The 18142-nt window shown below is 47.8% G+C and carries 17 protein-coding genes; 12 read left to right on the top strand and 5 right to left on the bottom strand.

Annotated elements, in window-relative coordinates; genetic code table 11:
• Window position 1 precedes the first annotated feature (1 nt).
• From MGMO_RS11575 to MGMO_RS11560, 4 genes are all read left to right on the top strand, one after another.
• Window positions 2-2332, top strand: a complete 2331-nt coding sequence (locus tag MGMO_RS11575) for a response regulator (RefSeq protein ID WP_023495236.1) — start codon at window positions 2-4, stop codon at window positions 2330-2332.
• Window positions 2333-2503: 171 nt separating this feature from the next.
• Window positions 2504-3040 carry a YfiR family protein gene (locus MGMO_RS11570; RefSeq protein WP_023495235.1) on the top strand — a complete coding sequence of 179 codons (537 nt, stop codon included), beginning with the start codon at window positions 2504-2506 and terminating at the stop codon, window positions 3038-3040.
• A gap of 3 nt (window positions 3041-3043) precedes the next feature.
• Window positions 3044-5974, top strand: coding sequence for a response regulator (locus tag MGMO_RS11565; protein ID WP_023495234.1), 2931 nt, complete (start codon window positions 3044-3046; stop codon window positions 5972-5974).
• A gap of 37 nt (window positions 5975-6011) precedes the next feature.
• A complete protein-coding gene (locus tag MGMO_RS11560; protein ID WP_023495233.1) occupies window positions 6012-7763 on the top strand; it encodes a putative bifunctional diguanylate cyclase/phosphodiesterase in 1752 nt (583 codons plus the stop codon).
• A 34-nt stretch (window positions 7764-7797) separates the two neighbouring features.
• Here MGMO_RS11560 and MGMO_RS11555 read toward each other — a convergent pair whose 3' ends face one another.
• On the bottom strand, window positions 7798-8178 hold the full coding sequence (locus MGMO_RS11555; protein ID WP_023495232.1) for a hypothetical protein: 381 nt from the start codon (window positions 8176-8178) through the stop codon (window positions 7798-7800).
• Window positions 8179-8389: 211 nt separating this feature from the next.
• On the opposite strand from MGMO_RS11555, the gene MGMO_RS20005 reads away from it, so the two are divergent.
• The 7 genes from MGMO_RS20005 to MGMO_RS11520 all read left to right on the top strand — a co-directional run bounded on the left by MGMO_RS20005 (window position 8390) and on the right by MGMO_RS11520 (window position 14579).
• Window positions 8390-8608 carry a hypothetical protein gene (locus MGMO_RS20005; protein WP_036307723.1) on the top strand — a complete coding sequence of 73 codons (219 nt, stop codon included), beginning with the start codon at window positions 8390-8392 and terminating at the stop codon, window positions 8606-8608.
• Entirely contained in the window at window positions 8586-9995 is a 1410-nt protein-coding gene (locus MGMO_RS11545) for an amino acid permease (protein WP_023495231.1), read from the top strand. Before MGMO_RS20005 ends, MGMO_RS11545 begins: the two co-directional genes overlap by 23 nt.
• 301 nt (window positions 9996-10296) lie before the next feature.
• Window positions 10297-11436, top strand: coding sequence for an MBL fold metallo-hydrolase (locus tag MGMO_RS11540; RefSeq protein ID WP_023495230.1), 1140 nt, complete (start codon window positions 10297-10299; stop codon window positions 11434-11436).
• 165 nt (window positions 11437-11601) lie between these two features.
• Window positions 11602-12852 carry an NAD(P)/FAD-dependent oxidoreductase gene (locus MGMO_RS11535; RefSeq protein WP_023495229.1) on the top strand — a complete coding sequence of 417 codons (1251 nt, stop codon included), beginning with the start codon at window positions 11602-11604 and terminating at the stop codon, window positions 12850-12852.
• Between the two features lie 16 nt (window positions 12853-12868).
• Window positions 12869-13375 carry a hypothetical protein gene (locus MGMO_RS11530; protein WP_152976347.1) on the top strand — a complete coding sequence of 169 codons (507 nt, stop codon included), beginning with the start codon at window positions 12869-12871 and terminating at the stop codon, window positions 13373-13375.
• Between the two features lie 156 nt (window positions 13376-13531).
• Window positions 13532-14173, top strand: coding sequence for a DUF599 domain-containing protein (locus tag MGMO_RS11525; RefSeq protein WP_023495227.1), 642 nt, complete (start codon window positions 13532-13534; stop codon window positions 14171-14173).
• Window positions 14174-14264: 91 nt separating this feature from the next.
• Window positions 14265-14579, top strand: a complete 315-nt coding sequence (locus tag MGMO_RS11520; protein WP_023495226.1) for a hypothetical protein — start codon at window positions 14265-14267, stop codon at window positions 14577-14579.
• A 33-nt stretch (window positions 14580-14612) separates the two neighbouring features.
• Here the strand turns inward: MGMO_RS11520 and MGMO_RS11515 are convergent, their stop codons facing one another.
• The gene (locus MGMO_RS11515) at window positions 14613-14924 is read right to left on the bottom strand and encodes a hypothetical protein (RefSeq protein WP_023495225.1); all 312 of its coding nucleotides are present in this window, start codon (window positions 14922-14924) and stop codon (window positions 14613-14615) included.
• Window positions 14925-15046: 122 nt separating this feature from the next.
• Window positions 15047-15661, bottom strand: a complete 615-nt coding sequence (gene msrA / locus MGMO_RS11510; RefSeq protein WP_023495224.1) for a peptide-methionine (S)-S-oxide reductase MsrA — start codon at window positions 15659-15661, stop codon at window positions 15047-15049.
• 391 nt (window positions 15662-16052) lie between these two features.
• On the opposite strand from msrA, the gene MGMO_RS11505 reads away from it, so the two are divergent.
• Window positions 16053-16439 carry a hypothetical protein gene (locus tag MGMO_RS11505; RefSeq protein ID WP_023495223.1) on the top strand — a complete coding sequence of 129 codons (387 nt, stop codon included), beginning with the start codon at window positions 16053-16055 and terminating at the stop codon, window positions 16437-16439.
• 110 nt (window positions 16440-16549) lie between these two features.
• Here the strand turns inward: MGMO_RS11505 and MGMO_RS11500 are convergent, their stop codons facing one another.
• Window positions 16550-17443: an HTTM domain-containing protein gene (locus MGMO_RS11500; RefSeq protein WP_023495222.1), complete on the bottom strand. Its 894-nt coding sequence runs from the start codon at window positions 17441-17443 to the stop codon at window positions 16550-16552.
• Entirely contained in the window at window positions 17443-18024 is a 582-nt protein-coding gene (locus MGMO_RS11495; protein ID WP_023495221.1) for a hypothetical protein, read from the bottom strand. The genes MGMO_RS11500 and MGMO_RS11495 overlap by 1 nt, the downstream gene beginning before the upstream one ends.
• Window positions 18025-18142 lie beyond the last annotated feature (118 nt).

Genomic DNA, 18142 nt, shown 5'->3' with positions numbered 1-18142 from the left:
AATGCTTTGGCTCACCCGAAATCGACCCATTGCCGACAAATTACGCCGAATCACACTGATTTGCTTGGCTTGTTCGATGTTTATCGTCTTTATGTTAACCGCAGCCAATGAGATCAGAAAGTCACTGGCGGATACCCGCCAAAACCTTGAGACCCTGGCCCTAATAACTGCCAGCAATTCCGAAGGCGCCTTAATGTTTCATGACAACAAAAGCGCCTTGAAAACCCTGGATTCACTCAGAGCAATTCCATCGATCTATGAAGCCGCACTGTACACTAATGAAGGATTTAAAATAGCGAGCTTCAAGCGCGATACCGCAATGCAGCTGCCCGCTTGGCTTCCAGTGCGGGAAGTTAACGTCGAGCAGGCGGTTGATATCGAGGATGAGCATTTGGGTAAGCTTACCTTAAACGCCGAACTGAGTGAAATGTGGACGGAACTGAGCTTAAACCTCAGTATATTTGCATCGGCTTCATTGTTGGCATTTCTAGTGGCCAGCCTCCTTGCCAATCGTCTGGCCCGCCGGGTCACACAACCTATCGTCCAACTATCAAACGCGGCACAGCAAGTTTCGCAACTCGGCAATTACGAGATTAAAGTAGATAGACGGGAAAAAGATGAGGTGGGCGCCTTGGTTGACACTTTTAATCAGATGCTTGAAAAAATTCATGAGCGGGATATGGAACTCGCCGTACACCAAATCCGTCTTGAACAAGAAAAGGAAATTGCCGAAACGGCCAATGCAGCCAAGTCACAATTTTTGGCTAACATGAGCCATGAGATCCGCACGCCGATGAATGGGATCCTGGGCATGTCTGAACTGTTGCTGAGCACCTCCTTGACGGAAAAGCAACGCCGTTTTGCCGAGACCGTCCATAATTCCGGCGAAACCCTGCTGTCGATCATCAATGATATTCTTGATTTTTCCAAAATCGAAGCCGGCCATGTCGAACTAGAAAACCTGGATTTTGACCTGCATAAAACTGTTGAGGATGCCGTCGAATTATTTGCCGAACAAGCCCATAGCAAGGGTTTGGAACTGAACTGCCGCATCGCTCCCGATGTGCCTGAACACGTCAAGGCCGACCCCACCCGGATACGGCAGGTGCTTTGTAACCTGGTTGGCAATGCCATCAAATTCACAAAGCGGGGCGAAATCGTGGTTGATATAAGCATCGCCGAGAAACCCGAAGGGCCTGTCCAGGCGAACGATAATACTGCCATGATAAGTTTTGCCGTGCGCGACACGGGCATAGGCATAAGCGAAGAAATCCTACCCCGTTTATTTCAAGCATTTTCCCAGGCCGACAGTTCAACCACCCGTAAGTTTGGGGGCACTGGCCTGGGGTTAGCGATTTCCAAACAGTTGGTCGAATTAATGGGCGGGAAAATTGCCGTAGACTCCCAGGTCGGTATAGGCACCACTTTCTCGTTCACGCTACCCCTGTCGTTAAACAGCGATCCTGAACTGTATAAACCCTTAGATAATTCTGCCCTAACAGGCCGGAGGCTATTGCTGGCCGAAGCCGATAGCACTAACCGCAGCATCTTGCAGAATTATGCCTTGTTTTGGGGCATGTTGGTGGACACTGCCGATAGTGCCTTATCGGCCTGGGCCTTGCTAAAAAAGCCAGCCAATCACCGGCCTTCTTACGACTTGGTTATCATTGACAAAAAAATCGGCGACAGGGATGGGCTTGAGCTTGGACGGCAAATCAAAGCAGACCCCGACCTGACGCACATCCCGCTCATTATAACAACCTGTACGGAAGCCCTGAGTGAAGTCGCCGAGGCAGGGAAAGCCGTTTTTGCGGCAACCCTTACCAAACCGATACGCAAAACTGACATGCATTATCGCTTCCTGCTTGCGTTGGGTGAATTGCCAACTGCGACGACGGCGGCGTCACCAACAGATCCAGTATCGGAATGTCTCAATTCACACATATTGCTGGCTGAAGACAATCTTGTTAATCAAGCAGTTGCCGAAGCCATGTTGCAAAGCTTTGGTTGTTCGGTAGACATCGTCACGAATGGACGGGAAGCACTACGGGCGGTCGAACTAAAAACTTATGATCTGGTATTGATGGATTGTATGATGCCAGTAATGGATGGCTACGAAGCGACCATCGAAATCAGGCTACGGCAAGACGCAGGACAACTGGCCTATTTCCCGGTCATAGCCTTGACTGCCAACGCCATCGAAGGCGACCATGAAAAATGCCTGGCTGCTGGAATGGACGATTATTTGCCCAAACCTTTCAAAGGAGATTCCCTGCTACGTATCGTCAGTTCTTGGGTAAAACAACCTCAGCAGCAGGCAACTCACGACTGAAAAATAGATGCCTCCACGAACCTAACAGGATTTATACAAGATGGGTTGGCCCTTATAGCCAACAAACCCTGGATGACGATTGGCCCACAATTTGGGCATAATGACCACAGTGCTGATGTACGGCAAAGTAAGCTGTGGCTTCTGACACTTCTGACACTCTTGGACCGAACCATGAAAAAGCTTTCGTTTTTGCTGCCAGGACTGTGCTTATTGCTTAGTCATGTACAGGCTTTAAACGCCGCCGGTACACTTGAAGGGCAAACGGTGTTGGCGGCCTTGGCGTTAAATATCGTGCGCTTTACCAATTGGCCGCCCGAAACGCGGGCGCAGATGAAAAACGCCATCAATTTTTGTGTGGCCGGCGATAACGGGGCGCAAGAATCGTTTGCCACTATCGACAATAAAGCCGTGGGCGATAAGACCTTGCATGTGGTCAATCTTTCGCGCCTGCGAAACTTTGAACAATGCCATGTCCTATATATCGAGGAATTAAAACAAAATACTTTATCACAAATGCTTCTTGAGACGAAGAAACGCCCACTGCTGACCATCGGCGAAGGCTATGATTTTGCCGCACAAGGCGGCATGATCGGCTTAGAGAATATTGGCGGCAAAATCATCCTGCAGATCAACTTGCCTGTGGTACGCGAATCGAATTTGTCTATCGATGCCAGACTGCTAAAGTTAGCCAAAATAATCGCCAGATAGCGTATGAAATGGTTTAGTAATGCACCGATCCGTGTCAAATTGGTCTCCATCATGATGCTGACAGCCCTGTTGGCGATCATACTGGCAACGACTGCCGTTGTCATCAATGAATACATCAGTATAAAAGACAACACTGAACAACAATTAAGCCTGATTGCCGACATGATTGCCTGGAACAGTTCTGCTGCGTTGACTTTCAATGATGTCCAAACAGAACAGGAAATCCTTAATGGCTTGAGCAAACAACCTAGCTTGGTTTTTGCCCATCTATACGACAAAAGCGGTGATTTGTTTGCCCATTACCATTCAGGGGATTCTCCAGAACCCACTTTGACGAGTGCGAAACTAAAAGAATTGATCACAGTCCATAAAACAAACTCTAAGCTATTAAATTTTTTTCAATTTGTTCTCATGCGCATAACAGAATGGTACCGAAGCCTATTAGATATAAAAGAGATAAATAGCCCCCAGCTAATTTATCAAAATTACATTACTTATGATGACAAAGGTTTGCTTCATCTTGCCAAACCCATTCTCCTGGACGGCGAAGTACAGGGCATTATTTATTTGGCAGATGACCAAAGCGAGTTGCATGCCTTACTCAAAAGATTTTATTTAATTATCGCCCTGATTTTTCTTTTTACCGGAATCGCTATTCTCTTTGTTTCCACCAAATTACAAAAAGTTTTTCTGGCGCCGCTGCTCGAACTGATGGAGGCGATGCGTGCAGTGACCCTGGAAAAAAATTTCACCCGCCGAATCAGACAAATTGGCACGGATGAATTTGGCGAAATGGCGACGGTTTACAACGCTATGCTGTCAGAAATCCATCAACGTGACAAGAAATTGCAACAACATCGCGATGAACTGGAAGATGAAGTTGAAGCCCGTACCACTGAACTACGTAAAGCCAAAGAAACCGCCGAATTGGCAAATGCCGCAAAATCGCAGTTCCTCGCCAACATGAGCCACGAGATACGCACACCCATGAACGGGATTTTTGGCATGTCCGAAATCCTGATGGGCACTAACTTAACCCAAAGGCAATACCATTTCGTAGAGACGGTACATAAATCCGGCGAAACACTGCTGGCCATCATTAACGACATCCTAGACTTTTCCAAAATTGAAGCCGGACACCTCGAACTGGAAAGCGTAGATTTCAACCTACATAAAAATGTCGAAGATACGCTAGAGTTATTTATAGAAAAAGCCCACCGTAAAAATTTAGAATTTATCTTGCGTATCGCCCCTGAAGTGCCTGAAAGCGCCAAAGGCGACCCTACCCGAATACGGCAAGTCCTCCTTAACCTGGTCAGCAATGCCATTAAATTCACAGGGCAGGGAGAGGTCGCGGTCGATGTCAGTTTAGCCAAACTTCCTGAGGGATTTAACCAAACGTCCGCCCCTGACTCTTTCGGGGTCCGTTTCACCGTGCGCGACACTGGCATAGGGATCAGCGCGGATGCCTTGCCGAGGCTGTTCCAGGCCTTTTCCCAGGCCGACGGCTCCACCACCCGCAAGTACGGCGGCACCGGCCTGGGGTTGGTGATCTCCAAGCAACTGGTCGACCTGATGAGCGGCGACATATCGGTATCCACCCAGGTTGGCCAAGGTACCGCCTTCACCTTTACACTGCCGCTCCTACCCGCCGCCCAAGCCCAGCCCACCCGTACGAACCCGCCCTCCGAACTGGCCGGACGGAAGCTCCTGATCGTCGAGGACAACCCTACCAACCGTGAGATCCTGCACGAGTACGCCCTGTCCTGGGATATGTCCGTCGACGCCGTAGGCAGCGCCCTGTCCGCCCTCAACCTGCTCAGGGACCATGACGGCACGAAATCCCCTTACGACTTTGTCATCATCGACATGAAAATGGCCGGAATGAACGGCCTGGAGCTGGGGCGGCGCATCAAGGCCGACCCCGGCTTGGCGCACATCCCCCTGGTCATGGCGACTTCCACCCTGTTCCTGGGTGAGGCCACCGAGGCCAAAGAGACCGGCTTTGCCGCCAATCTCGTCAAGCCCATCCGCAAGGCCGACCTGCACCAATGCCTGTTGGGGGCATTGGATCCATCCCAGGGCTTGCCGACCAAGACCGAAACGCCTGTCGTTGCCGCCGCCCCGGCCTCCGTCTTGGTCGCCCGCGTCCTGTTGGCCGAGGACAACCCCGTCAACCAGGAAGTCGCCGTCGAGATGCTCAAGGGCTTCGGCTGCACGGTGGACACCGCCGATAACGGCCAGGAGGCCTTGCAGGCTGTCGTCAAGCAAGCCTACGACTTGGTGCTGATGGATTGCATGATGCCGGAAATGGACGGCTATGCCGCCACCGCCGAAATCAGGCGGCAGCAAAACGCAGGCCTGTTGCCGCCGTTCCCCATCATCGCCCTGACCGCCAACGCCATCGAAGGCGACCGTGAGAAATGCCTGGTGGCCGGTATGGACGACTACCTCGCCAAGCCGTTCAAGGCGGCAGCCCTGCTACGGGTCATCAAGTCGTGGGTGGCCGAACCACCGGTATCGGCAGCAACTGCGCCAGAACCCACCATACCAACGCCCCTGGATAGCAGTACAGGGGCGTCGTCGTCGGCCATCAATAACGCCGCCCTGGAGACAATCCGTAAGCTCGACCCCAAGGGTGGCAACGAATTCCTCAAGCGCATCATCGACCTGTACCTGGACAACGCCCAAAAGCAGGTGGAGACATTAGGACAGGCTTGGGAAACAGGCGACCTCACGACCATCCACTCGGTGTCGCACACGCTGAAGTCCAGCAGCAACCAAGTCGGTGCCCACGCGTTGGCCGAACTGTGCCGTGGGGTCGAAAACGAGGCCAGGCAGCAACGCTACGACGCGTCCGGCCAAACCCTCGAATGCATCCGGCAGGAATTCGACAGCACCAGGAAGGCGCTGGGCGTTTATCTTGCAAAATGACCTATAATAAGCCTCGCACTAATCGGAAACCAATAACATGCTAGACCAACCCCGCATACTTATCATCGATGATGACCCGCTCATCCGATTATTAGTGTCCACAACACTCCAATCTATAGGCTTGCAAACAACGGAGGCTTGTAGTGGTGAAGAAGGCTTGAATTCATTCATGTCATTCGGGGCAGATGCTGTTTTGTTGGATGTCATGATGCCTGGCGGCATGGATGGCTTTACTGTCTGCGAAAGATTTAAACAACTGCCTGATGGACAACACATCCCTGTGTTAATGATGACCGGCTTGGAAGACCTAGAGTCGGTCAACCATGCCTTCGAGGTGGGCGCAACTGATTTCATCACTAAACCTCTCAATATTGCCCTGTTAGCCCATCGAGTGAAGTACTTGCTCCGGTCTGCAAAAACAACCATACAACTGCTTGAAAGCGAAAAACGCCTGCATCGCATGGCTTATTTCGATAGCTTGACCGAACTTCCCAACCGCCAATTTTTTCAGGAACACCTGCAACACATGATTGCCTTGGCACATCGGAAAAAGCACAAGCTGGGTGTCTTGTTTCTGGATCTTGACGGTTTTAAGCGCATCAATGACACGTTGGGGCACCACCTGGGTGACCTTGTCCTGCAGGCGACTAGCGAACGACTACGAAAAAGCCTGCGGGCCAGCGATGTATTGGTCCGCTCAAATTCAGCCGAAGACGGCGCATCCTTGGCACGACTGGGGGGCGATGAGTTTACCGTGCTTTTATCGGCGATTGACCGGAACGAAGACGCTGCAACCGTCGCTGATCGCATACGAATCAACCTGTCTGAACCGTTTTCCTTAAATAGCCACGAATTGTACACAACCTCCAGTATTGGTATAGCTATTTATCCAGAAAATGGTGAAACAGAAGAGGAATTACTGAAAAATGCGGATATAGCGATGTATTACGCCAAACGGGCTGGCGGCAATACGTATCAGTATTTTTCAGGCAAAATGACCGAAGCGGCTTTTCGCCGCCATACCATGGAAAATCATCTCCGTAAAGCCATTGAACGGAATGAACTTGAATTGCATTACCAACCCATCTTCAATATTGCCATAGGGAAATTTTGCGGCGTGGAGGCTTTGTTACGCTGGGACAATCATGAGCTTGGGAAGGTTACTCCGATTGAATTCATTCCGTTGGCTGAGGAAACTGGCCTTATTGTAAAAATAGGCGAATGGGTGTTGCGGCAAGCCTGTATCAAAATAAAGAACTGGGGCAACCAAGGCATCTTGCTCAGCCGTATGGCTGTCAATGTGTCGGCAATGCAATTATTGCATAAAGGCTTTGCCTCTCAGGTAACGGCAATATTAAAAGAAACTGGCCTAGATCCTGGCATATTAGAATTGGAGTTGACCGAAAGCGCATTAATCTCCGATGAAGACAGCGTCCTGGAAGCCTTGCACGATCTCAAAAAAATTGGCGTCCAACTGGCGATTGACGATTTTGGGACGGGCTATTCCAGTTTAAGCCGACTCAAAAATTTTCCCATTGACCGTTTGAAAATCGACCGGAACTTTATTCAAGATATTGAAGACAGCTCGGATAGGGGGGCTATCGCGGTCGCCATCATCGCTATGGCTGAAGGCATGGAAATGAAAGTGACCGCCGAGGGCGTGGAAACCGATGTGCAACTGAGTTTCCTCAGAAACAAGCACTGCGATGAAATACAGGGTTATCTCATGAGCAGGCCCTTGCCCTCAGCGTTAATCGATGAATTCCTGATTAAAAACCTACGGATATAGCCTTTTGGTACAGGAAAGTTCCGACATCGGCTATCTAATGGGTCGCGTTATATTTTTCTTTTACTTCCTTATAATCGGCCAAGGCTTCCTTCACCAAATCGCCGCCCTTTTTGACATCGCCGTCATTAAGGGCCGTACGTGCCTGTCCTAATTTGTTGCTGCCTTGCGATTTCTTGATCGAGACTTTAGGGTCGGAAGTAGCGATTGACTTTTGTGCTTGCTTGGCTGCTATCACAATGTCGGCAATAGCCTTCGGGTCCGCGCCTTTATCCAAGGCGGCTACAGCTTCTTCTAATTTAGTCACGGTTTGTTCGATTGCAGCCTTTACTTCGGCATTATTTTCCGCATACGCAATGGAATGTGCCGATGCAAGACTAATTACCATCAAATAAACCAGAATTTTTATTATGTTCATTATGAAGCCTCGTGTTTGAGTGTGATGTTATGAAAGAGCCGTACTCTAGCCCAATTCTAAGGCCAGCCTGACAGTAAGTCTACGCTTATTCCCAAATCGTCCCTGGTTTAAAGTTCTGGCAATAAAATCATTCAGGATATTTTACAGTGCCGCTAAAATGGCTTAAGACATCAATCTAAAGTATATTAACCAACAAAGCACATCCGGGGACGTGAAGGCACGGCAAAATCAATTTTGTCTACTGACCGCAGCTTTATATACGAGCATTCCCGTGAAGGCCTGGAAAGCCCATATCTGGGAGATTTTCTGGAGGGCTACCGGCAAAACCCAATATCTTGATATTTGGCAGATCGTTGAAGATAAAACAAACTTACCTTATCCTGTTTTAAACATCATCCTGGAACAATATGGCACTAAAAATTTTTCGTAAAAAACATGTCCGAACCCATGCCGATTCTGACGATTCCTTACACCGTTGTTTGACGGCTTGGGACCTGACTTTGCTTGGCATTGGTGCCATCATAGGCACGGGCATCTTCGTGTTGACCGGCATTGCCGCCGCCACCCAAGCAGGGCCAGCGGTAATTTTGTCGTTTGTTATAGCAGGGACTGCCTGCGCTTTCGCGGCCTTATCGTACGCGGAGCTGTCATCCGCTATCGGCGGTTGCGGTAGCGCCTATGGTTATACTTACGCGGCTTTCGGCGAGTTATTTGCTTTCATTATCGGCTGGAATTTGCTGCTTGAATACGGCATAGCCGTTGCTGCGGTCGCCAATGGCTGGTCGGGTTATTTTTGTCATGGTTTGGCTGACCTTGGCTTTCCCTTACCGGAAATGTTCACCAAAGCGCCAAAATTAGGAGGGTTGATCAACCTGCCCGCCAGCATGATCATTTTGTTATTGATGGCTTTGTTGATTATCGGCGTAAAACAAAGTGCAAAAGCCAATAACGCGATGGTTTTTGTGAAATTGATTACCATTGCATTCTTTATCTGTGTTGCCCTATTTAACGTCAATCCAGCCAACTGGCATCCCTTCATGCCGTTCGGTTGGTTTGAGACTTTGCCCAATGGCAAAACCACAGGCGTACTGGCGGGGGCTTCTTTGGTATTTTTCGCCTATGTCGGATTTGATGCCGTTTCAACAGCGGCGGAAGAAGCAAAAAATCCGCAACGTGATTTGCCTATCGGCATTATTACATCGTTGGCATTTTGCACCCTGGTTTATATCCTGGTTGCGGGTTTGCTGACAGGGGTCGTGCCCTATACCGACCTCAACGTGTCATCGCCGGTCGCCCATGCCCTGAGTTTGCTCGGTTTCACCTGGGCGTCTGCACTCATCTCAACAGGCGTAATAGCCGGTTTAACGACAGTCATGTTGGTGTTGTATTACGGATTGACCCGCATTATTTTTGCGATGTCCCGTGACGGGTTATTGTCGGCGTTTTTCAGCAAAATCAACCCCAACACCCAAACCCCAATCCGCGTTATCGTAATATGCGGCCTGATCATGTCCTTGATTGCGGGATTAATGCCGCTAGGCGACCTTGCCGAACTCGTCAACATCGGCACATTGTCGGCTTTTGCCTTTGTTTGCCTAGGCGTTATCGTCCTTCGCGTCACACATCCCGATATGCCAAGGCCATTCCGGTCGCCTTTTAGTCCCTTATTTCCCGTGCTGGGAATGCTGTCTTGTAGCGGACTGATGGTGTTCCTCCCTGCCCTCACTTGGCTGCGTTTTATCGTCTGGATGATTATCGGATTGATCGTTTATTTTACTTATTCAATCCACCACAGCGAGTTAAGCGAGAATCAATAAATTTCAAATGCAGAATGCATACGGTCATCACAGGTCTCTTGGCGACGGTTTATAAACTACGGTGACTATTTTTATAAACTGGCGAGGCTATTTGCTTAAGGCAAGAAATTTGAGAAACTTGAACTAATAATGTCATGTTTTCAAAATTGCTTTGGTTAAAGGAATATGGATTACTTTTGGTTTCTTTGCCCATAAAACTTGATTTGAATCAAACCGTTTGTCAATGACTGGTTGAGAATATAACGCTTATCCCATTCTTTCGAAAAGAAGGCCGTGTAACCACAACAAATGGAGCGATAACATGTTATTCAAACAATTATTCGACCAAGAAACCTGGACTTACACCTATTTGATTGCCGATCCGGCCAACAAAGAAGCCGTACTGATCGACCCTGTCAACACGCATATCGACGATTATCTGGCAATGCTGACCGAACAAGGTTTGCAACTGAAATACACGTTGGAAACTCATGTCCATGCCGACCACATCACCGCCAGCGGCTTGTTGCGACAAAAACTGGGGTCGCAGACAGGCGTGGGTGCTTTGTGTGGAGCAGAAACAGCGGATTTCCAGATGAAAGACGGCGACTTATTTTCATTTACCAATGGCGAACAAATCAAGGTCATCGCAACCCCTGGGCATACCAAAGGCAGCATGTCTTTCTTGTGGCGAGACCGGGTCTTTACAGGAGACTCCTTATTTATTGGCGGCTGCGGGCGTACTGATTTTCAAGGCGGAGATGCCGGGGCGCTCTACGACTGCATTACCCAACGCTTGTTTACCTTGCCTGATGATACCTTGGTATATCCGGGGCATGACTACCAACAACGCTGGGTCAGTAACATTGTCCAGGAACGCACGACAAACCCTAGGCTGGCAGGTAAAACACGGGACGAATTCATAACCATTATGAACAACCTCAACTTACCCAAGCCGAAGCTGATTGACGAAGCCGTGCCTGCCAACCGTTATTGCGGACTGGAAGAAAATGAACGCCAGGATGCGGTGGCACACAGGGAAACCGTACGGGAAAGCGCAAAACCTGGGGATGTGCCTGTCGTCAACTGCGGCGGCGATATGCCAAAATCTGGGGGAATGACAGTGCAAGACCTGGTCGCGGCAGCTAAACAGCAAATCACCGAAGTCAATGTAGAAAAAGCCAAGCAATTAATTGTCCAAGGCAGCATCACCGTCATCGACACCCGCGAAGAAAGCGAGTACGCCGCCGGACATATTGACAATGCCGTATTATTGCCGCGCGGTGTACTGGAATTCAGGATCAATACTATCCCGGAACTGGCCGACAAGGCCAAACCCGTACTGATCTACTGCCGTACGGGAGGACGAGCCGCCCTGGCGGCGCAGTCGCTTAAAACTTTGGGGTATACGAATGTGCTGTCTATAGCCGGCGGCTATGAAACCTGGCAGAAAGGGAATTAAGGTTAAACGACAAAAAGATTGACTACCGTCTAGTTTTAGGTGAAAAAGGCGTTTGAAATAATTTTTATGGCAATTGAATTTTTAGGATAACGTTAGCATTTAAAATCCTATCCAACTTAATAAGTTCCCTATTCCAAATCACCCATTAAAACTACCGGAGGAATCATGTCAGGCCAACACCACACCTTATTAATCGTCGGCGGCGGCGCTGCTGGCGTTTCTGTCGCCAACAATATGCGCCGACAAAACCCAACCATCGCCATTGGCTTAATCGAACCGTCTGAAAAGCACTATTATCAACCCGGCTTTACCATCATCGGCGGCGGCGCTTATACCTTGAAACAAGCCACCAAAGAAGAAAAAAACCTTATCCACCCCAGCGTTAACTGGATCAAGGATTATGCGGACTCTTTTCAGCCCGATAGCAACACGGTCACTTTGCGTTCCGGCGACAAAGTCACTTATGATTACTTGGTCGTCTGCCCCGGGCTGCAACTGGATTGGGATAAAGTAAAAGGTTTAAAAGAAACGCTGGGCAAAAACAATGTCTGTAGCAATTACTCCCCTGATACGGTGGAATACACCTGGGAATGTATCCAAAACCTGCAATCGGGAACCGCTTTGTTCACCCAACCGCCCATGCCTATCAAATGCGCCGGGGCGCCGCAAAAAATCATGTATCTGGCTGCCGACCGCTTCCGCAAAAAAGGCATTTTGGATAAATTCAGTATTGAATTTTTCACCGCAACCCCAGGCATGTTCGGCGTACCGTTTTTTGCCAAAGCCTTATTGAACGTTGTTGCCGATTATGGGATCAAGACCCATTTTAGCAGCAACTTGGTCGCCATCGACGGCGACAAAAAATCCGCGACATTTGAAGTCACAGGAGGCGATAAAAAATCGACCGTTACGAAAAATTTCGACATGATCCACGTCACCCCACCGCAAAGCGCACCCGATTTCATCAAGCAAAGTCCGTTGGCAAATGCCGCTGGCTGGGTGGATGTGCATCCGAAAACTTTGCAGCATAACAAATACCCCAATATTTTCGGCCTGGGCGATGCCACCTCGACACCGAATGCCAAAACCGCCGCCGCTGTCCGCAAACAAGTGCCTATCGTGGTCGATAACATTATTAACTTGATGAATACCAAGGCAGTTATTGAAAAATACGACGGCTACGGCTCTTGCCCGTTGACCACCTCGCTGAATGCCGTGATGCTGGCCGAATTTGCTTATGACGGCAAAGTTACGCCCTCGTTCCCGTTCATTGACCCCAGGAAAAACCGGTCTCTTTGGTGGTGGGGAAAAACGACCGGATTCCCTTGGCTATACTGGCACATCATGGTTAAAGGCTTGCGGATTGATATTCCGCATTTGGAATGTTATGCCAAGAAGTTTATGAAGGAAGACTAAAAGCAAATTCTAATTTTTGAAATCGGCAGTGCTTAGCATCTTTAAAAAGACAAAACCTCGTGTTTTCCTTGGAGAGCTTGCAGTTGTGCCGAGAACTGATATTAAGCGGCATTTGGAAGGGTTGGATTGGTTTGGAAGTGTCGACATAGATATGGCATTGCGAAATAGCTTAACAGAAGCATTTTCATTGCCATCTATAGATAATATCGATTCACCGTTAACAACTGATCTTGTCATAGACGTATTCATTATAAAGTTTCAGTCAGGGGGTATTTGGGATATTTCATTAGGTGAAATCAGTTTCCCACTATTTTGGCGACCAAAAATTACCTTAACATCCCGGCTCTACTACTTAAAAACAAGTAAGATCAAAGCTACTTTTAAAATAACAGAGAAAATGAACGTACGAGATTATATTTGCCGCGCCTTTAGCTTTAGACCTATGTTAGATCAGAAAGATATTGAATCACTGCTTTACCAAGCGTGTTGTAAACTTTTGTTGGAAATTCAAAAGAGCATTTGATAAATCATTATATAGTTCCCACGCTCCGGCGTGGGAATTCATCAGGCAACGCTCCTGCGTTATGTGACGCTGGAGCGTCAATGGCGGCATTCCCACGCCGGAGCGTGGGAACTATAATGTATGGAATTTTACCAACATTAACAAAGAGAACTCACATTGGCCTTCGATATAATCGCTTTTTCAGCCAGTTGCTTGTTAGTTCTGGCTTATTATCTCTACCTAGGTTGGCGAACCCGCCGCACACCGAATTCCCGCATATCGGCACAAAATGCCAAGATTCGGGAACAATGGGTAGAGATGGTGATGAGCAGCGGCAAAATGGATATTCTTGCTATCCAAACCATACGAAACTCGGTCATTGCCGCCAACTTCATGGCTTCGACCGCCGTGTTGTTGATCGTTGGCACCTTAAACATCAGCGAAAAAATCGGGCAATGGTCACTCATGTGGCATCCCTTTGGGATAGGCGGCGCAACATCCGGCGTGACCTGGCAACTCAAGCTGGGTTTGTTGTTGCTGGTTTTTGCAATTGCCTTCCATTTCTTTTCCATGGCGATACGGTATTTTAACCACGTCGGCTATATGATTAATCTCCCAAGCGAACCCGATAAAGACGATGCCTTGTACCACCAAACTTGTACTTATTTGAACAAGGCCGGCAGTTATTATATGTATGGAACACGGACTTTCTTTTTCAGCTTGCCGATCATCATGTGGTTTTTTGGATCCGCTTTTTTGGTGCTGGCGAATATCGGCCTGTTAGTGGGACTTGCTATGCTCGACAGGACTCCAAGCTGAATGCTGACTAGATATGCCAAAAAATGAAACCCTACGCCTATTCAGCGTTTAAGCTTGTCGTCCAATAAAAAACTTAAATAGGGAAAAATCCATGCCCAAACGAATAGTTAGTACATTAATTTTCATCACCTTAATTAGCTGTACTTCGACTGTAGTTTCAGCAAATACCCTAACTAAGCCTCTCTTGTCCCGCTTAGTCAGTGGAATTGTCGTCGGCGATAATTTTGTCATATCTGGGTTTAATGCCATCTCGACGAAAAAAGGGGAAAGGTATGATGAATCCAAAGATCCCGCTTTGCGCAGGGGCACCGAAAACTGGGAAGAACCGCAGGGCAGCTATTTCGCAATACCTGCCCTAATCGTTGGGATTATAGGCTTAGTGCTGTTTTTCAATCGGGACAAGTGAATTCAACAGACAAAACAAAAGATGCCCTAGCCATTATTTTTTTATGTTCTTGTAGTTATCTTCGCTTTCACGGATGATTTTGTTGCCTTCCTCTATCATGCGATTACCTTCGTTAATCTTCGCCTGCCCTTCACTTACCATGGCCGTCCCACGATCAACCAATTGTTTACCTGATTTCCAGCGATCACCCAAGCTTGCGATACCTTGACTTTCGCGGAGCATGGTTTCGCCGGAAATTATGGGCTCAGGTTTCGGTGTTGGCACTGGCTCAGAAGCGCAGCCGATAATGAATAATGGCACACAAATTAGAGCCATCCTAGGTTGAAAAGGGAAAGATTTCTGCATCGTTATTAGTCCTTGTGGTTGTCGTCAACGCCTTAATGTTACAAAACATTGCCGGACATGCAAGCATTTTTTAGTGCCGGAGCTTAATGCTACGTGCATAATCACTTTAAACCACCGGCTTATTAGCCGCCCCAAACCTCATTAAGCCGTTGGTCGCGACCACAGGTAAAGCGATAAAATTGATATCTTCTTGGATTATTCAGGTAGTAATCCTGGTGGTAATCTTCCGCCGGAAAAAATTTTCCAGCAGGTCTTATTGATGTGACGACAATCTCATTAGGAAATTTAGCCTTTAAAGCCAATTTCGATGCTTCAGCAAGCTGTTTCTCTTTCTCATCTTGGTAAAAAATGGCTGCCTTGTACTGATCGCCTTTGTCGCAAAATTGCCCTCCTTCATCGAAAGGGTCTATGTTGTGCCAAAAGACTTCCAGGAGTGCTACGTAACTAATTTTTGTTGGGTCGTAGGTCACCTGCACAGCTTCTGAATGGCCTGTTTTACCGTTGGAAATGTCCTTATAGGTCGGATTTTCAGTCTTCCCGCCAGTGTAACCGGAAGTCGTGCTGATAACCCCTGGTAATTCATCGAAGGGCTCCTCCATACACCAGAAACAGCCGCCCGCAAACACCGCCACTGCTGGTTTTGTGGTGACCACGCCCTCAGCGAATACGCTGGCACTGAACAGCAAAAAAACAACCAAAACGACTGTCAGGCAATCCTGAAATAATTTCTTTATCACTTGATCACCACCCTTTTGTTATCAAATTTTATGTGGGTAGGGACCGTCTCGACATCATAAAAATGTAGCTAGGTTAATTTCGGGCCAGCATTTTTACTTGCTTTGGCAATCTCTGCACTACACCTCATTTTTAACCTGAAATAAGAAAAATTCAAGTAATTTTCTGCATCACCTGCTGTCTGATTGTATGTTGCTATACCGGATAGCAACCAAAGTAAACATTGATCCAGTCCTGCGACAAGGGCAGGAAGAAGGGATTATGTTGATTCCATCGATGCTCAGTCGTGTCGAATAATCGAATGTATGTTACGCAGTTTGACAATTAACCGAAAACGGTTAATGTGTGTAGCGTACACCCAACACCACTATAACAACACGATGAGGCATAAAAATGAAAAAAACGAATAGCTTTTGGATTTTTGCTTTAATGATTTTTACCAGCGCTTGCTGGGCTTACGGTGGCGGTAGCAGCAGTTCAAAGGCTTGCGACAAGCCCAAATTCTCCGATTTTGTTCCAGCAGAAAACACCCAAGTGACTGCGGGTTCTGCGTTTTCTTTCACTGCATCCAAAAACACGTACCCAACGACAATCAAGGTGAGTGTGAAAGAACAGGCCGCCACCGCCTTAAAGGTCGATAAAAAAAATGACGGCACGTTTACAGTCAGCGGCAAGTTACCTGCAACAATTAAGGGCGGCTTTGCCAGAATAAACATCGGCGCTGATGCCCAAAGCAATTGTAAGGGCACTGGCGGTTGGTTGGTGAAAATTGCTGAGTAAGCCTGCACCATGAATGGTTTGATTGTTCGACATGCCCAAGACCCACCACAAACAGGATTAACTCAAACCGTTCGTGGTGAGTTTGTGAAAGTCGATGAACACCCATTTCGCTACGCCGCCTTACGCTTTCTATTAAGCACCCTTTCTGCATGAATAAGGAAGCAATGATTGGATATTAAAGCCGGATAAAGCGACAACATAATGATAGCGAACCAGCGCAAGTTCATGACCAGCAGCAACCCCAAATGAAACATGACACCTATTGCTAGGCTAACTCTGCGCGTGTGTGCATTTAACAATAAAAGCGGAAACAGCAACTCCCACCCCCTTATAAGCCACGCTAACCACGGCAATAACTCCTTAACTACCGGCTGGTCGATAACCGTCCAAGCATCCCAACGCGAGTAATGCGGATGCATCAACACATATTGCATAACCGTCCCGTCCTGCCATTCGGGGCTGTGAAATTTAACCCAGCCGGACACAAAATAGATCAAGGCTATCTGAAATTGCACCAACCGCAGCGGCCAAACAATGACTTGTTGCGGTTTATTGTGTAAATAGGCATCGACCGACCAAGCGTTGCCGCAAGGCGACAACATCAGGTAAAAGCACATGATTTTCAACACGGCATCATCACCGTCCAACAATAGCGGATTACGGTTCCACAAGGAAACCCATACCAACCAAGTGATACCCGCAACAATACGGCTTTGCCAACCAACCATAAGTAAGAAAGCCGATAATATCCCACCGATGATGACCGTATAGGCGAGTGTCGTAGCATGTTCGCCTACCGAAATGAACAGCAACGACCAACTACCGCCGTTTTGTTCGGCTATTTGATGGATATTGCCAAGCCACCCTGAGCCACTGAATTGCACTTTAGTATAAGGCAATAATTGAATGAAATAAATTGCAGACAAACCGCCAAAAGCAATGCGCAACACTGCATATTGCCTGGCATCTATCGATTTGAACCAAAAATCCCATACGGTTTGCATCAATTGCTAACCCAAATAATCTTGTCCATTCGGTAACCGATTTTAGGTAAGTCCTTGAGTTCTGGATGCAATTCAAACTGGTGCAGCACTAGCTGGACTGGTGGGCCGTCAGCGGTTTTGCCCCGATGTTGTAGATAATATCGTGTGAATGCCTCCAGCAATACCGGTTCTTCTAATTTAGTCAAATTCTCTGTTAGACGATAAAGGCGACTACGGCCACTGCCAAACCGTTCGAAATTAGTGTCAAGATTGCTGAATAAAGGTTTATCTTTACAGGCCATTATCCCTTGGTCAGGATAAGCAATAACCGATCCGCAAACGGACAGATATTGGTGAAGTTCAGGGTTGGGAGACGCAAAAAAATCCCAATACTGCTGGCTGCCCGTGGCATCAATATACTTTTGCAGCAGGGCTGAAACATTCGGGTAATCATCTAACATGATCTCTTTCAACAATTTGGCTACACCGGGACTATGCTCGTTGTCGATTAAGATCATCCGACCGATACTGTATGGTATCGTCCACCAAAAAATAGCGACCATGTGAAATAAACAAAACGTGGGTATCAACAGTTTCTTCACGTATATGCCTTTAGTTATCAGTCAATCCTCTAAACCTGTCCTTCGACTAGCTAAGAAAGAAACCGACAGAGGACAATAGCTGCCCAAAGATGAAAATTTAACCCTACCCACCCAAGAA

This window comes from Methyloglobulus morosus KoM1, from assembly GCF_000496735.2.
Taxonomy (GTDB): domain Bacteria; phylum Pseudomonadota; class Gammaproteobacteria; order Methylococcales; family Methylomonadaceae; genus Methyloglobulus; species Methyloglobulus morosus.
The sequence above is the reverse complement of the archived record's forward strand: the minus strand, read 5'-3'. Positions and strand labels throughout refer to the sequence as shown.

Excerpts from the sequence above, each read along its gene's own strand:
- MGMO_RS11540 (WP_023495230.1), top strand. The coding sequence starts at position 10,297 with ATGTTATTCAAACAATTATTCGACCAAGAAACCTGGACTTACACCTAT.
- MGMO_RS11500 (WP_023495222.1), bottom strand. The coding sequence starts at position 17,443 with ATGCAAACCGTATGGGATTTTTGGTTCAAATCGATAGATGCCAGGCAA.
- MGMO_RS11515 (WP_023495225.1), bottom strand. The coding sequence starts at position 14,924 with ATGCAGAAATCTTTCCCTTTTCAACCTAGGATGGCTCTAATTTGTGTG.
- MGMO_RS11555 (WP_023495232.1), bottom strand. The coding sequence starts at position 8,178 with ATGAACATAATAAAAATTCTGGTTTATTTGATGGTAATTAGTCTTGCA.
- MGMO_RS11575 (WP_023495236.1), top strand. The coding sequence starts at position 2 with ATGCTTTGGCTCACCCGAAATCGACCCATTGCCGACAAATTACGCCGA.
- MGMO_RS11505 (WP_023495223.1), top strand. The coding sequence starts at position 16,053 with ATGAAAAAAACGAATAGCTTTTGGATTTTTGCTTTAATGATTTTTACC.
- MGMO_RS11545 (WP_023495231.1), top strand. The coding sequence starts at position 8,586 with ATGGCACTAAAAATTTTTCGTAAAAAACATGTCCGAACCCATGCCGAT.
- MGMO_RS11560 (WP_023495233.1), top strand. The coding sequence starts at position 6,012 with ATGCTAGACCAACCCCGCATACTTATCATCGATGATGACCCGCTCATC.
- MGMO_RS11535 (WP_023495229.1), top strand. The coding sequence starts at position 11,602 with ATGTCAGGCCAACACCACACCTTATTAATCGTCGGCGGCGGCGCTGCT.
- MGMO_RS11565 (WP_023495234.1), top strand. The coding sequence starts at position 3,044 with ATGAAATGGTTTAGTAATGCACCGATCCGTGTCAAATTGGTCTCCATC.
- MGMO_RS11520 (WP_023495226.1), top strand. The coding sequence starts at position 14,265 with ATGCCCAAACGAATAGTTAGTACATTAATTTTCATCACCTTAATTAGC.
- MGMO_RS11570 (WP_023495235.1), top strand. The coding sequence starts at position 2,504 with ATGAAAAAGCTTTCGTTTTTGCTGCCAGGACTGTGCTTATTGCTTAGT.